Source organism: Pontibacter russatus, from assembly GCF_009931655.1.
Taxonomy (GTDB): domain Bacteria; phylum Bacteroidota; class Bacteroidia; order Cytophagales; family Hymenobacteraceae; genus Pontibacter; species Pontibacter russatus.
In genome coordinates this window covers 2,732,539-2,746,111 of the sequence record NZ_CP047984.1, presented here as the reverse complement: position 1 = coordinate 2,746,111, position 13,573 = coordinate 2,732,539, and the positions used below count along the sequence as shown (strand labels likewise).

Here is a 13,573-nt window from a genome sequence, read left to right as displayed (position 1 = left end):
GGTTAAACTGTTGTTTTTTGATTTCTGCCTTAAGGCCATACCCCGACCATTTAACAGTTTAGCCATTTAACAATGTAGCCATATAGCAATCAGCAAAAACAACCAACAACGAAACACGAGCAACGAACCAAATGAACGTCCCTTTTCTGATAGCGAAGCGATATTTTTTCTCCAGGAAGAAGAGGAACATCATCAGCATTATCTCCAACATCGCCATGATAGGGGTGGCGGTGGGCACGGCGGCGCTCATCATCGTGCTGTCTGTGTTCAACGGCCTCGAGGACCTTATCCGCGAAATCTACTCCAGCTTTGACCCCGACCTGAAGATCACCGCCGTGGAGGGCAAGTCCTTCGAGACGGACACCGAGTTTATGAACCGCATCCGGCAAACGCCGGGGGTGGCGGTGGTGTCGGAGGTGATAGAGGACAACGCCCTCTTGCGCTACAACGAGCGGCAGATGGTGGTGAAGGTAAAAGGCGTGAGCGAGAATTTCTTTGAGCAGAACGAAATCGACTCGGCGGTGGTGGAAGGCCGCAGCGAGCTGATATACAACAACGCGTACCATGCGCTGGTGGGGCGCGGCGTGCAGTACCAGCTCTCCATCAGGCCCAGCAACCAGTTTGTGCCGCTGCAGTTTATGTACCCGCGCAACGTCAAGTTCAACCCGCTGAACCCCGAGGGGGCCTTCAACAGCCTGAACATCGCGGTCGGCGGCATCTTTGCCATCGAGCGGCAGTACGACGACGCTTACGTGTTTGTGCCGCTCAACTTCGCCGCCGAGTTGCTGGAGTATGGCCGCCGCCGCACCGCCCTGGAGATAAAGGTGGAGGAGACGGCGCAGGTAGAGGAGGTAAAAGCCGCCCTGCAGCAGGTGCTGGGCGATGCGTTTAAGATACAGAACAGCGACGAGCAGCACACCAGCCTGCTGCGCGCCGTGAAGGTGGAGAAGCTGTTCGTGTTCATCACCTTTGCCTTCATCTTGGGAATAGCCTCGCTCAACATCTTCTTCTCCCTCTCCATGCTGGTCATCGACAAGAAGAAAGACATCGCCATTCTCGCCTCGATGGGAGCCACCGCCAGCACCATCCGCAATATCTTTTTGTTTGAGGGCGCGCTGGTGGCCTTTATCGGGGCCGCCTACGGCCTGTCCACAGGCATGCTGATATGCAACCTGCAGCAGACGTTCGGGCTGGTGAGCATGGGCATGGCCACCTCGGTGGTGGAGGCCTACCCGGTGAAGATGGAGGTGGAAGACTTTGTGATGACGGGACTGGCCATCATCGTCATCACGCTCCTGGTTTCCATCCGGCCCGCCCGCAAAGCCGCCGCCATGTCGGTCACAGAGAACTTATAACTCCCCTCCTTTCCCGGAAAATCATACCTGTGGCGGCTATAGCTGGCTGGTAGAGATAATATACAGTAAAAAGCCCTATAATTGGTGAAAGGCGCTGCAGGGGTGGTGAAAAGGTGCTTTTTTGGTAGGAAATGAGGCGCGTGGAGGTTAAATTTGGTGTCCCAAAAACTGATTTGTGGCATGGAAGTCTACACCACGCAGCCTTTTCAGGTGATTTACTCGCTCTTCGAGCATGAGTACCTGGGGTACCTGTTTGAATCCTTCGTGGTGCAGGTCAACTCAAAAGGGCACCTTACGTTGCAGCACCAGAACATCTCCGCCAAAAATGCGGACGAGTTCTCCGCGCGCCTCGACGCCGACGATTTCAAACTTATCACGCTGATAGACCAGGTGCAGCAGGAGGCAGTGCTGAAGCGCTTCTCTCCCAAGCGCATGACAACCGTTGACTTCTTCCTGAAGGTATATGACCCGGAGAAGGGCGACAAGGCGCTGCAGGAAACCATCGGCCACTATGTACAGGGGCGCATGGGCAAAATACTGGAGCTGCTCCGCAACAAGATGACCTTCATCATGGGCAAGGACGGAGAGCCCACCTGGAGGCGCGTTCGCATAGCACCAGAGAAGGCGACGGTGCTGTTTCACTTCATGCGCAACCCCGACAACACCCATTACTTCCCCACCCTGAAATACGCCGGGCAGAAGCTTGAGTTCCAGTACCGCAACGCCGCGCTTATATGCTATGAGCCTGCCTGGCTGATGCTGAACGATGTGATCTATAGCTTCGAGAAGGAGGTGGACGGGAAAAAGCTGCAGCCCTTTCTCAACAAGAAGTTTATTGTGGTGCCCCGCTCGGTGGAGGAAAATTACTACAGCAAGTTTGTGGCGCCGCTGGTGGAGTTGTTCGACGTGCATGCCAAGGGCTTCGACATCAGGGCGGAGAAATACACGCCAAGCCCTTACCTTACCTTTTCGGAGATAGCCGCCGCCGAGGCACCTGTTGCCAAAGCCAACGGCGGCAACGGCGATGGCCGGGCTGAGCGCGGAACCGTGCTTACGAGCAAGATACTTTTCGACCTGTCGTTTAAGTACGGCGAGTATATGGTGCATACCCAAACGGCGGGCAAGCGCATCAGCGTGAGCATGGAGAAAACAGCGGAGTCCTATATATTCCACAAGCTTATCCGCGACCTCAGCCACGAGAAGACCTTTACCAAAGAGCTGAACAAGCGCGCGCTGGAGGTGAAGAACGGGCAGGCGGTACTGGACAAGAGCGATGCCTTCGCGTGGCTGAGCAACAACCTGGCGGAGTTGGAAGAGTTGGGCTTTACGGTGCGGCAGTCGGAGAAGAGCGGCAAAAACTACTTTATCGGGGAGATTACGCTGGATGTAGGCATCACCGAAAAAAACGACTGGTTCGATATATATGGCACCGTGCGCTTCGGGGAGTTCGAGATTCCGTTTATCCGCCTCAAAAACCATATCCTCACCAAAAATAATGAGTTCCTGCTGCCGAACGGGCAGGTGGCCATCATCCCGGAAGAGTGGTTCACGCAGTATATCGAACTATTTGCCTTTTCGGAGGGCGAAGACCACCTGACGCTGCGGAAGCACCACATGGCGCTGGTAAACGACCTGCAGGAGGGCAACCTGGCTACCGTGGTGATGTCAAGGAAGCTGGAGAAACTGCGCGAGTTCGAAACGATTGAGGACCAGCCGATGCCGGAGGGTTTTGTGGGTGAGCTGCGGCCGTACCAGAAAGCGGGCTACAACTGGCTGCACTTTGTGCAGAACTACAAGTTCGGGGGCTGCCTGGCCGACGACATGGGCCTGGGAAAGACTGTGCAGACGCTCGCCATGCTGCTGCAGCGCAAGGAGAGCGGCGCCGGAACCGCCTCGTTGCTGGCCATGCCCACCTCGTTGGTATATAACTGGCTGAACGAGGCGCAGAAGTTCACCCCCAGCCTCCGCATCCTGACCTACACCGGCACTTACCGCGACAAAAACGTGGCGCAGTTCCAGGACTATGACGTTATCCTGACTTCCTACGGCATTGTGCGCCTCGATGCGGAGCTGCTCAAGACCTACTACTTCGACTATATCATCCTCGACGAGTCGCAGGCCATCAAAAACCCGGATTCCAGCACCTCCCGCGCCGTGCGCTCGCTAAAGTCGCGGCACCGGCTGATTCTGACGGGTACGCCGGTGGAGAACAGCACCATGGACTTGTGGGCGCAGATGTCGTTCATCAACCCCGGCCTGCTGGGCAACCAGCACTTTTTCCGGAAGGAGTTTCTGAAGCCGATTGAGAAACAGAAGGACGAGCACAAGACGCGCCGCCTGCACGCGCTCATCAAGCCGTTTATCCTGCGCCGGCACAAGTCGCAGGTGGCCAAAGAGCTGCCCGAGAAGATAGAGCACACCACCTTCTGCAAAATGACAGAGGAGCAGGAGCAGGCCTACGAGGAGACAAAATCCTACTACCGCAACAAGATTCTGACGAACCTGGAGGAGCACGGGCCGGGGAACACGCAGTTCATGCTCTTGCAGGGCCTCACCAAGCTGCGCCAGATTGCGAACCACCCGCTGATGACGGACCCCGGCTACGAAGGCGAATCGGGCAAGATGAAGGAGGTGGTGCGCATGACCCGGAGCGTGGTGGCAAAGGGGCACAAAGTGCTTATCTTCAGCCAGTTTGTGAAGCACCTCGAAATTATCCGGAAAGTGCTGAACGAGCGGCACATCACCTACGCCTACCTGGATGGCAACACCCGGAACCGGCAGGAGCAGGTGGAGCGATTTCAACAGGACGAGAGCATACGGGTTTTTCTGATTTCGCTCAAAGCTGGCGGCGTGGGCCTGAACCTGACCGCTGCAGACTATGTGTTTATCCTGGACCCGTGGTGGAACCCGGCCGTAGAGGCGCAGGCCGTGGACCGCGCCCACCGCATCGGGCAACAGAACAAGGTGTTCACCTACAAGTTCATCACCAAAGACTCCGTGGAGGAAAAGATACTGGCGCTGCAGAACCGCAAAATCCAACTGGTGACAGACCTCATCAGCACCGACGAAACCATCATCAAGAGCCTCACGAAAGCCGACATCGACAACCTGTTAAGTTAATAGCTGCTAGCTTGTGAAAAAAATTACGCCATACATTCTTCCTACATCAATTTTAGTAGGGGGTATTTTCATTATATCACTTGTTGCATATTTTAACTTCGGTTTTCAGTGGGATAAAGAAAAGTCTATTACTTTCTTGTTATCATCTTTAGGGTTAGTATTTGCCGTTTTTCAGGTAGTGTTGAACATCAAGATTCAAGCTGTTAGAAATAAAACAGCACTAAGACATAATGAGTACAAAGACTTTCAAAAATTGCTAAACAGCATTTCGGAACTGCTAATCAATGAAATGGTTAGTGAGCCTAATGTTGAAGGTTTAGTAAGTGCTCTTTTAAACAAAAAGAATGAGGTCATCAGTTTCATTCTTAGTAATGACACCTATCTGTTCGATGGTATCAAAGAAAATAACGTCCTGAAGGAGACATTATATATAGTAGAGGATTTAGGAGTAAGAACAGATAAGTACAGGGCTGAACTTGATAAGATAGAAGAAACAAGGAAAAGTATGCAGGGGAATATATATAATCCTGTCCGTGATAATCTTTTGCGCATGGAATGGCATAATGATATCAATAAAATATTGAAGAGATTTCACGAACTAAAGCATCAGGCATTAAAGGAGATTCAAAAGCATATAGACTAACTTTCGCTTCAGGAGTAAGTTTAAGCAGAAAGACCTCGCAGTGTGCGCAGCTCCTGCGAGCGTCTGAGACAATCAGCAAGCATATATGCAAATCCACCTGAAAACAGCGGTAGCACAGGACTATATGACCGTGTTCAACGCGTTTGATGAGCAGCTGTTCCGGAGGCTGTCGCCGCCCTACCCGCGCCTGAAGCTGCTGCGCTTCGACGGCAGCATGCCCGGCGACGTGGTGGGGGTGGAACTGCAAACGGGCCTAAAATCCTTCCGCTGGACCAGCCTGATCACCGAACGCGAAGTAACAGAAACGGAAGCCTGGTTTGTGGACCAGGGCCAGCAACTGCCTCCTCCCCTGCGCTACTGGCACCACAGGCACCTCGTCACCCGAAACGGCAGCGGCGCCGTTATCCACGACATCATCACCTACAGCACCGGTATCAAAGCCCTGGACCTGCTGCTCTACCCGCTTATGCTGGGGCAGTTCTCCATGCGCAAGCCTATGTACCGGAAGGTGTTCGGGAAGGCCCATTAACGGGCTTTTTATATAAGTCCGTCACACGCCGGGAGGTGTTGCCACATCCCGGCAAAACCTTTTCCGGCCCGTGCAGTTAGCTGTACAAGAGAGCAAATTCCGTACATAAAAGCATGAAGAAAGCAGCCATCGTCGGAGCAGGAATCGGGGGAATCGCGGCGTCCATCCGGCTGGCTGTGAAGGGCTACCAGGTGACGGTGTACGAGGCCAACGACAGCTTTGGCGGCAAGATGCAGGAGTTCTGGCTGGGCGGCTACCGCTTCGATGCCGGCCCTTCGCTGTTCACGCTGCCCCACCTCGTGGATGAGCTTTTTGAGTTGGCAGGGCGCAACCCAACGGATTCCTTCTCCTACACCCGCCTCAACCCGATTACGCACTACTTCTGGCCCGACGGCAGCCGCCTGAAAGCCTACGCTGACCAGCAGGAATTTGCCCGGGAGGCGGAGCGGCAACTCGGGGTGCCGGCGCAGGACGTGTTGGCGGTGCTGGCCCGCAGCAGGCGGCTGTATAACGGCACCGCCGACACTTTCCTGGGCAAATCGCTGCACAAGGCGCGCACCTACCTGAGCCCGGATGTGCTGAAGGCGCTCGGCTGCCTCTCCGATCTCGGCCTGACCACCTCGATGCACGACGCCAACGCCAGGAAGTTCAAAGACCAGCGCTTCGTGCAGCTCCTGGACCGCTTCGCCACCTACAACGGCTCCGACCCTTACCAGGCGCCGGGCACGCTCAACATCATTCCGCACCTCGAGCACAACCTCGGGGCTTTTTACCCGGAGGGCGGCATGTATGCCATTGCGGCCAGCCTGGTGAAGCTGGCGGAGGAACTGGGCGTGGAGTTCCGGTATGGCGAACCGGTGGGGCAGATTGTGACGCTGGCGGGCAAGGTGATGAGCGTGCAAACGAAGCACGGCAATTTTAACGCGGATGTGGTGGTGAGCAACATGGACGTGGTGCCCACCTACCGCAGGCTCCTCCCCGACCACCCGGCCCCGGAGAAAACGCTGCAGCAACCGCGCTCCAGCTCGGCGCTTGTCTATTACTGGGGCATCCGGCGACAGTTCCGGGACCTGCACCTGCACAATATCTTCTTCAGCAAAGACTACAAGGAGGAGTTTGAGCACATTTTCCGGCGAAAGACCATCAGCCCAGACCCCACGGTATATATAAACATTACTTCCAAGCTGGAGCCGGGCGATGCCCCGCCCGGCTGCGAGAACTGGTTTGTGATGGTGAACGTGCCGCACGACCAGGGCCAGGACTGGCAGCAACTGATCGCCGCCACCAGAGCAAGCGTCTTAGGGAAACTGAGCCGGATGCTGCACACAGACATAGAGCCGCTGATTGAGCAGGAACAGGTGCTGGACCCGCTGCTGATCGGGCACCGCACCTCGTCTTTTGCCGGTTCCCTGTATGGCAGCAGTTCCAACAACAGGATGGCCGCCTTCCTGCGCCACCCGAACTTCAGTTCGCAGATAGAGGGGCTTTATTTCTGCGGCGGCAGCGTACACCCGGGCGGCGGTATCCCCCTGTGCCTGCTTTCAGCCAAAATAGTGGGGGATTTGGTACCCGCCGTGTTACCGATAGAAGAAGTATAGCAGCATACAAACCCGGCTGCCGTCATAATCCGGGAGCCGCCAAAAACATTTTGTTTTGCAATTTGTGTTGCTTTGTATATGCCCGAAACCACACAGCGAATTTCTGCCTTCCCAAGTGCCTTGCAGCGATACAAACGATATGCCCTGCCCCTTGCGCTGGCGGTGCTCCTCATCTTCCATGGCGTAGGCTTGTGGGGCCTGCTGTGGAGCGGCGACCCGGAGTATTTTCAGCAGCTGACGCCGATGAACCTGCTGCTCACGAATGCGCTGCTTTTCAGCTTCCACCGGCACTGGAACGGCGCCTTCGCGCTTTTTGCGGCGGCGGTGTTTGCGGTGGGCTTTTTGTCGGAGGTAGTGGGGGTGCATACGGGCCTGCTCTTCGGGGACTACAGCTACGGAGCGGCGCTGGGCGCGAAGCTGTGGGAGGTGCCGCTGCTCATCGGGCTCAACTGGCTGATGCTGGTCTACGCCACCGGCCACATCAGCAACTATACCGGGCTGCCCTGGCTGGCAAAGGCGCTGGTAGGGGCGCTACTGATGGTGCTGCTGGATTATTTTATCGAGCCCGTCGCCATGCGCTACGATTTCTGGAGCTGGCAGGGCAACCATATCCCTGTCTCCAACTTCATCGGCTGGTTTGGAGTGGCGCTGTTGCTGCAACTGTACTTCCAGAGGGCAAATATTTTTAAGCAGAACAGGCTGGCCCCGTACGTGTACCTTGTGCAGCTGATCTTTTTTATATGCCTCTTCAGCCTGTTATGACGGTTCCTGTGTAAAGCGGAGAATAGCAATTCTGTAAGTGATTGATTGCTTTTATATTTGCCGGATTTCTTTAACTTCGGGATAGGATAGCTTTGCGCGGATATTTTTGTAGCGCCACAGGGCATCCCGCATTTCACAGGGCAGAGCAGCTATATATGACTTTATCAGAAACAATCTTGGGGGAGACGCTGCGCATCTTCAGGGCAGAAGGAATAGAGGCGAACGCGGAGGAAGACCTCATCCGGAAACTGGACATCCGCAAGTCGACCTACCACGAGTTGTTCCGCAGCAAGGCAGACCTGGTGAAGCGGGTGACGCTTTTTGACATAGCAAAGCAGAAGGAGGAGCAGCGGCTGCTGCTGGCAACTGCCAGCAACCCGGTGGAGGAAATCATGCTCCTGCTGCGGAACGGCATCGCCCAGATGCAGACGATAAACCCGCTCTTTATAAGCGATATGCAGCAGCACTACCCCGAGGCATGGGCGCTGACGCTGGATTACCTGAGCAACTACTCGCAGCACCTGAACACCGAAATTCTCAACCGGGGCATTTTGCAGGGCTACTTCCGGCGGGACATCAACCTGCAACTGGTCACCAAAATTATCCTGGAGCAGTTTTTCATGATGATCAACCCCCTCATTTTCCCGCCTGCCAAGTACAGCCTGCCGGAGGTGTTCCGGAGCATCTACCTCTACTACGTGCGGGGCATCTGCACCGAGCAGGGCGGTAAAATGGCCGAGGAGTACTTCGCCAAGAACAACCTGTAATGTAAAGGAGAAGGAGATATGAGAATATGATGCCTTAACTCTTGGGATGCTGCCTGAAAGTTGCCCCTCCTTAAGTTTGTTTGTAGTAAATTGAATGAATAGGAATCTGTCATATATCCTCATGCTCTTGCTGTTTTCCTGTACAGGCAGCTTGGAAGTTATAGAGAAGCCCACCGATGGAACAATATTGATAAGTAACGGGAAATACAGGGGCATAATCTTCAAGGAGAACGCACCGTGCTTTTTATGTAGCTTCGAAAGAATTCGATTTACTCCTTCGATTGAAGATATTTCCGCAGCAGAAAAGATTCTGCGGTCTGAAATAAAGAAAGAGAATAACCCTATGCTGAACCAAGGTGGGGGTTGCCCTATCCTTCACAAGAATCTTGGCAACTACAGGCGTCAATATTTTGGCTATATAAATGAAGCTGGGGAGCAAATCATTTATATCAATTTAAGCTGGGACAGGTACACGATTATCGACAGGTTGAAGGGATATGAAGAGCCGGACGATGTTAACTGGAAAAGACAACGAGAAATGACGCTGGATGGCTGTAGTTACTATTGGGAGATAAAAGCTAATCTCACAACCAAGGAGCTTTTTGATCTCAATATAAATGGGTCTGCTTGAAATCAAATCCGACTATAAACCTAATGTGTGGTTAAAAGTGCTATGCAGAATTTTTAAACTTTGGCAGCCACAGACTTTATCTATATATACAGCAGGCCCGGAGCCATATATAACTCCGGGCCTGCTGCTTTATATATAGGGGTAGCTTTTAGCTGATGGAAACGCGCACTTTCTGAGTGTACATGCGCAGGGCGGATTTAAAGTCGGTGCCGTTGTCTCCCATCTCGTTCAGTATCCAGACGGCGGCCAGCACGTGCGTCAGTTGCTCGCCTTCGTCCTCGCCCTCTACCTCTATGGCGGGCTGCTGCTCGTCCACGATGGCGGCCTCGGCGGCCATCAGCTCTTCCAGGGTGTTGTTCTCAACAAGTTTTTTTATGGCAGGTATTTTCATGATGGGGCTATGCGTTTAATTTCTGTACCAGGTTACGAACGGCCTCTTCCTTGCTGGCGGCCACGGTGTCTACCAGTTGCCCGTCTTTGAAAACGGCGAAGAACGGCAGGTTGGTCACGCCGGCCTTCTTGCGGGCCTCCGGGCTCTTTTCGGCGTTCACGTCCACGAAAGCGACGCCTGCGAGCTGCTCGTCGTCGGACATGCGCTTGAACTTGGGGGCGAACAGGCGGCAGTTGCCGCACCAGTCAGCGTAGTATTTCACCACCACTTTCTGGTTTGAGGTGAGTATCTCGTTAAAATCTGTGTCGGTTGCTTGTATAACGGCCATATATAAATACGTTCTTTAGCGTTGAAAATCTGTTACGGGAAATCCTTTTGGTTTCCGGGTGCAAAATTAATCGTTTCAGGCGAGACATGCAGCAAAATGGCGCAAGTTTAAGGCTGCTTTGCCGGGAAGGGGCCGGATTTAGGGCGGAAGCCGCGCCAACTGAAACTAGAAACGGGGGCGGCAAGGTTATAAGAAAGAATGATTTACGGCGATTGAACAACTTCTTCGCCGGAATTGTATGAAAGAAACTACACTGCAATTTCGTATCTTTGCAGTCTGAAATCGGAGAAGAAAAATGTTAGACAAGTTAAAAGCCATTAATCAGCGGTTCGAGGAGGTAAGCCAGTTGCTTATCCAGCCCGATGTGGCCAGCGACATGAAGAAATACAAGGCGCTGAACAAGGAGTACAAGGACCTGGAGAAAATAGTAGTTGAATATAAGAAGTACCTCAACATCCTGAGCAACATCGACAACGCCAAGCAGGTAATTGCCACCGAGAAGGACGAGGATTTCCGGGAGATGGCCAAGGAAGAGCTGGACGAGCTGCTGCCGCAGCGCGAGCAGATGGAGGATTTCCTGAAGGAGCTCCTGATCCCGAAAGACCCCAACGACAGCAAGGACATCATCATGGAGATCCGCGCGGGCGCGGGTGGCGACGAAGCCTCCATCTTTGCCGGCGACCTGTACCGCATGTACAGCCGCTTCGCTGAGAAGATGGGCTGGCGCGTGGAGCTGATCGATGCGCAGGAAGGCACATCTGGTGGCTACAAAGAAATCATCGTGGGCATGTCAGGCGAAGACGTATATGGCAAGCTCAAGTTCGAGTCGGGCGTACACCGCGTGCAGCGGGTGCCGGCCACCGAAACGCAGGGCCGCATCCACACGTCGGTGGCGTCGGTGGTGGTGCTGCCCGAGGTGGAGGAGTTCGACATCGAGCTCGACATGAACGACATCCGCAAAGACCTGTTCTGCTCTTCGGGCCCCGGCGGGCAGTCGGTAAACACGACGTATTCTGCCGTGCGCCTCACACACATCCCCACGGGCCTTGTGGCGCAGTGCCAGGACCAGAAATCGCAGCTCAAGAACTTCGACAAGGCGCTGGCGGTGCTCCGCTCGCGCATATATGAGCAGGAACTGGCCAAGAAGCAGGAAGAGGAAGGCGCCCAGCGCAAGAGCATGGTGGGTGGCGGCGACCGCTCCGACAAAATCCGCACCTACAACTATCCCCAGGGCCGCGTGACTGACCACCGCATTGGCTATACCGTGTATAACCTGCCCAGCGTGATGGATGGCGGCATCGAGGATTTTGTGGAGGAACTGCGCATCGCGGAGAACGCCGAGAGACTGAAAGAAGGCGCCGCAGCATAATACCCCTGCTGTGCGTTAAGCCATATATAAGAGGATGCAGCCCGGCACATATAGCCGCTGCATCCTTTTTCTTTTGTATGGCTTAATGGTTAAATTGCTAGATGGGTGTAGAAGTTGAGTATGCGTGAGGATATATAAAGGCTATACAGTAATCAACAGCCAAGCATTTAACCATAACAATTTAGCCATTCAACAACCAGCAACCAAATTGAAACACCTGCTTGTCTTACTGCCATTGCTCCTGCTGCTGGGCCTGTTTTCCTGCGAGCCCCGGGACGAGGTCATCACCTCCGACCCTTCGGCCATGCTGGAGTTCTCTGGCGACACGGTGCTGTTCGACACCGTGTTTGTGAGCCGGGGCAGCATCACGAAGCGCCTGAGGGTATATAACCGCAACGAGAAGGCCGTGCGCATCAGCGAGATTGCATTGGGCGGAGCCGCCGCCTCGCCCTTCCAACTCACCATCAACGGGGTACAGAGCCCGCGGGCAAACAACCTGGAACTCCGTGGCGGCGACAGCCTGTATGTGCTGGTGAAGGTGAACATCAACCCAACCGACGAAAACCTGCCTTTCCTGGTGTCCGATTCCATCCTGTTCCGGACCAACGGGCAGCAGCAAAACGTGAAACTGGTGGCATACGGGCAGAACGCCTATTTTCACCGGAAGGGAGCCATTGGCACCACGGTATGGGAAAACGACAAGCCGCACGTGCTCCTCGACTCTGTGCTGGTGCGGGAGGGGGCCACGCTCACCATCCAAAAGGGCAGCCATATATACGGCAGCAGCAAGGCCGTGCTGCTGGTGAACGGGCAACTGCTGGTAGAGGGCACGCCGGAGGAGCGCGTGACCTTCAGCGGCTACCGGCGCGAAGAGGCTTACCAGACCGCGCCCGGCCAGTGGGAAGGCATCCGGATACTGACCAGGAGCGGCGGCAACGAAATCCGGTACGCCGATATCATGAACACGGTATATGGCCTGCGCATCGGCAACCCAGGCAAGCCTGGCACGTTGGTAGAGGGTTGTATGGTGGCGCATGCTTTTCTAGACGGCATCGTGGCATTTACCTCGGAGGTGCAGGTGCGGAACACCCTGATATATAACTGCGGCCAGTATGGCTTCGGGGGATTGGGCGGCGGCAATTACGAGGTGCTGTACTCCACCATCGTGAGCTACAACAACCAACTGGTGCGCGAGACGCCGCTTTTCGTCGTCACCGATTTTATCCCCGGCACAGATATAGCCAACCAGCCCACAACGCTGCGCCTCTCCAATTCCATCGTCTACTCCGACAGCCATGCGATGGTGGACGAGGTGCTGCTGTCTCCGTTGAGCGCCGCGACTGAGGTAAGCCACAACCTGCTCCGGACATCGGTATATATGGATCAGTTGCAGGACAAGGAAAATAAACTGAACGTGGAGCCGAAGTTCGGGGAGCCCGCCAAATTTGATTTCAGCCTGGACACGCTCTCCCCCGCCAGCGGTGCGGCGCAGTACCTGCCTGATTTACCTACCGACCTGAAAGGCGAAACCCGCAGCACCACGCTACCCGATATGGGCGCTCTGGAGCGAACCACAGATTAGCGCGTATAAGGAAGCTTCCGGCGCATTTTATATATGCCGGACGGCATTCACTCATTCAAAATTAACTATGAAGTGGTTTCAGCGAGAAATACGGCTGCCTGCCGTTAAAAGGGGCTTTCATCTTATCACAGACCTGCTGGAGGCGCATTTGCCGGAGCTGGAGGATATAAAGACCGGGCTGGCGCATGTCTTCATCAAGCATACCTCTGCCAGCCTCGCCATCAACGAGGACGCCGACCCTACCGTGCGCCAGGACTTTGAGAGCCACTTCAACCAGCTGGTGCCCGAGGACCAACCTTATTATCGCCACACCCTCGAAGGGCCAGATGACATGCCCGCGCACCTGAAGGCGGCGCTGCTCGGGAGTTCTGTTACCATCCCCATCACCAACGGCAAGTTGAACATGGGCACCTGGCAAGGCATTTACCTCTGCGAGCACCGCAACCATGCCTCAAAACGCACCATCGTGGTCACGCTGCAGGGAGAGGGCTTTTAGGA

13 protein-coding genes are annotated in these 13,573 nt (G+C 54.7%); 11 read left to right on the top strand and 2 right to left on the bottom strand.

Annotated elements, in window-relative coordinates; all coding sequences use genetic code 11:
* The first annotated feature begins 131 nt into the window (after positions 1-131).
* From GSQ62_RS11075 to GSQ62_RS11040, 8 genes are all read left to right on the top strand, one after another.
* Positions 132-1,355: an ABC transporter permease gene (locus GSQ62_RS11075; protein ID WP_161889560.1), complete on the top strand. Its 1,224-nt coding sequence runs from the start codon at positions 132-134 to the stop codon at positions 1,353-1,355.
* A gap of 180 nt (positions 1,356-1,535) precedes the next feature.
* Positions 1,536-4,475, top strand: coding sequence for a DEAD/DEAH box helicase (locus GSQ62_RS11070; protein ID WP_161889559.1), 2,940 nt, complete (start codon positions 1,536-1,538; stop codon positions 4,473-4,475).
* Between the two features lie 13 nt (positions 4,476-4,488).
* On the top strand, positions 4,489-5,118 hold the full coding sequence (locus GSQ62_RS11065) for a hypothetical protein (RefSeq protein ID WP_161889558.1): 630 nt from the start codon (positions 4,489-4,491) through the stop codon (positions 5,116-5,118).
* Between the two features lie 85 nt (positions 5,119-5,203).
* Positions 5,204-5,647, top strand: coding sequence for an SRPBCC family protein (locus tag GSQ62_RS11060; RefSeq protein ID WP_161889557.1), 444 nt, complete (start codon positions 5,204-5,206; stop codon positions 5,645-5,647).
* Between the two features lie 113 nt (positions 5,648-5,760).
* A complete protein-coding gene (gene crtD / locus GSQ62_RS11055; protein ID WP_161889556.1) occupies positions 5,761-7,245 on the top strand; it encodes a 1-hydroxycarotenoid 3,4-desaturase CrtD in 1,485 nt (494 codons plus the stop codon).
* Positions 7,246-7,365: 120 nt separating this feature from the next.
* Positions 7,366-8,007 carry a carotenoid biosynthesis protein gene (locus GSQ62_RS11050; protein WP_237586593.1) on the top strand — a complete coding sequence of 214 codons (642 nt, stop codon included), beginning with the start codon at positions 7,366-7,368 and terminating at the stop codon, positions 8,005-8,007.
* Positions 8,008-8,162: 155 nt separating this feature from the next.
* Positions 8,163-8,774, top strand: coding sequence for a TetR/AcrR family transcriptional regulator (locus tag GSQ62_RS11045; protein ID WP_161889554.1), 612 nt, complete (start codon positions 8,163-8,165; stop codon positions 8,772-8,774).
* A gap of 151 nt (positions 8,775-8,925) precedes the next feature.
* Positions 8,926-9,405 (top strand): hypothetical protein, encoded by a 480-nt coding sequence (locus GSQ62_RS11040; protein WP_161889553.1) that lies wholly within the window; start codon positions 8,926-8,928, stop codon positions 9,403-9,405.
* A gap of 148 nt (positions 9,406-9,553) precedes the next feature.
* On the opposite strand, the gene GSQ62_RS11035 is transcribed toward GSQ62_RS11040, so the two are convergent.
* Together GSQ62_RS11035 and GSQ62_RS11030 are read right to left on the bottom strand one after the other, a co-directional pair.
* Entirely contained in the window at positions 9,554-9,796 is a 243-nt protein-coding gene (locus GSQ62_RS11035; protein WP_161889552.1) for a DUF6952 family protein, read from the bottom strand.
* A 7-nt stretch (positions 9,797-9,803) separates the two neighbouring features.
* Positions 9,804-10,124: a thioredoxin family protein gene (locus GSQ62_RS11030; protein WP_161889551.1), complete on the bottom strand. Its 321-nt coding sequence runs from the start codon at positions 10,122-10,124 to the stop codon at positions 9,804-9,806.
* 295 nt (positions 10,125-10,419) lie between these two features.
* On the opposite strand from GSQ62_RS11030, the gene prfA reads away from it, so the two are divergent.
* The 3 genes from prfA (at position 10,420) to GSQ62_RS11015 (ending at position 13,571) form a co-directional block, all read left to right on the top strand.
* Positions 10,420-11,493 carry a peptide chain release factor 1 gene (prfA, locus tag GSQ62_RS11025; RefSeq protein WP_161889550.1) on the top strand — a complete coding sequence of 358 codons (1,074 nt, stop codon included), beginning with the start codon at positions 10,420-10,422 and terminating at the stop codon, positions 11,491-11,493.
* A gap of 208 nt (positions 11,494-11,701) precedes the next feature.
* Complete coding sequence (locus GSQ62_RS11020) at positions 11,702-13,075, top strand: hypothetical protein (protein WP_161889549.1); 1,374 nt, start codon at positions 11,702-11,704, stop codon at positions 13,073-13,075.
* 67 nt (positions 13,076-13,142) lie between these two features.
* Positions 13,143-13,571 carry a secondary thiamine-phosphate synthase enzyme YjbQ gene (locus GSQ62_RS11015; protein ID WP_161889548.1) on the top strand — a complete coding sequence of 143 codons (429 nt, stop codon included), beginning with the start codon at positions 13,143-13,145 and terminating at the stop codon, positions 13,569-13,571.
* Positions 13,572-13,573: the final 2 nt, after the last annotated feature.

Bases quoted from the DNA above. Each gene is read 5' to 3' on its own strand.
- GSQ62_RS11060 (WP_161889557.1), top strand. From the start codon at position 5,204: ATGCAAATCCACCTGAAAACAGCGGTAGCACAGGACTATATGACCGTG.
- crtD (WP_161889556.1), top strand. From the start codon at position 5,761: ATGAAGAAAGCAGCCATCGTCGGAGCAGGAATCGGGGGAATCGCGGCG.
- GSQ62_RS11045 (WP_161889554.1), top strand. From the start codon at position 8,163: ATGACTTTATCAGAAACAATCTTGGGGGAGACGCTGCGCATCTTCAGG.
- GSQ62_RS11070 (WP_161889559.1), top strand. From the start codon at position 1,536: ATGGAAGTCTACACCACGCAGCCTTTTCAGGTGATTTACTCGCTCTTC.
- GSQ62_RS11030 (WP_161889551.1), bottom strand. From the start codon at position 10,124: ATGGCCGTTATACAAGCAACCGACACAGATTTTAACGAGATACTCACC.
- GSQ62_RS11015 (WP_161889548.1), top strand. From the start codon at position 13,143: ATGAAGTGGTTTCAGCGAGAAATACGGCTGCCTGCCGTTAAAAGGGGC.
- GSQ62_RS11075 (WP_161889560.1), top strand. From the start codon at position 132: ATGAACGTCCCTTTTCTGATAGCGAAGCGATATTTTTTCTCCAGGAAG.
- GSQ62_RS11035 (WP_161889552.1), bottom strand. From the start codon at position 9,796: ATGAAAATACCTGCCATAAAAAAACTTGTTGAGAACAACACCCTGGAA.
- prfA (WP_161889550.1), top strand. From the start codon at position 10,420: ATGTTAGACAAGTTAAAAGCCATTAATCAGCGGTTCGAGGAGGTAAGC.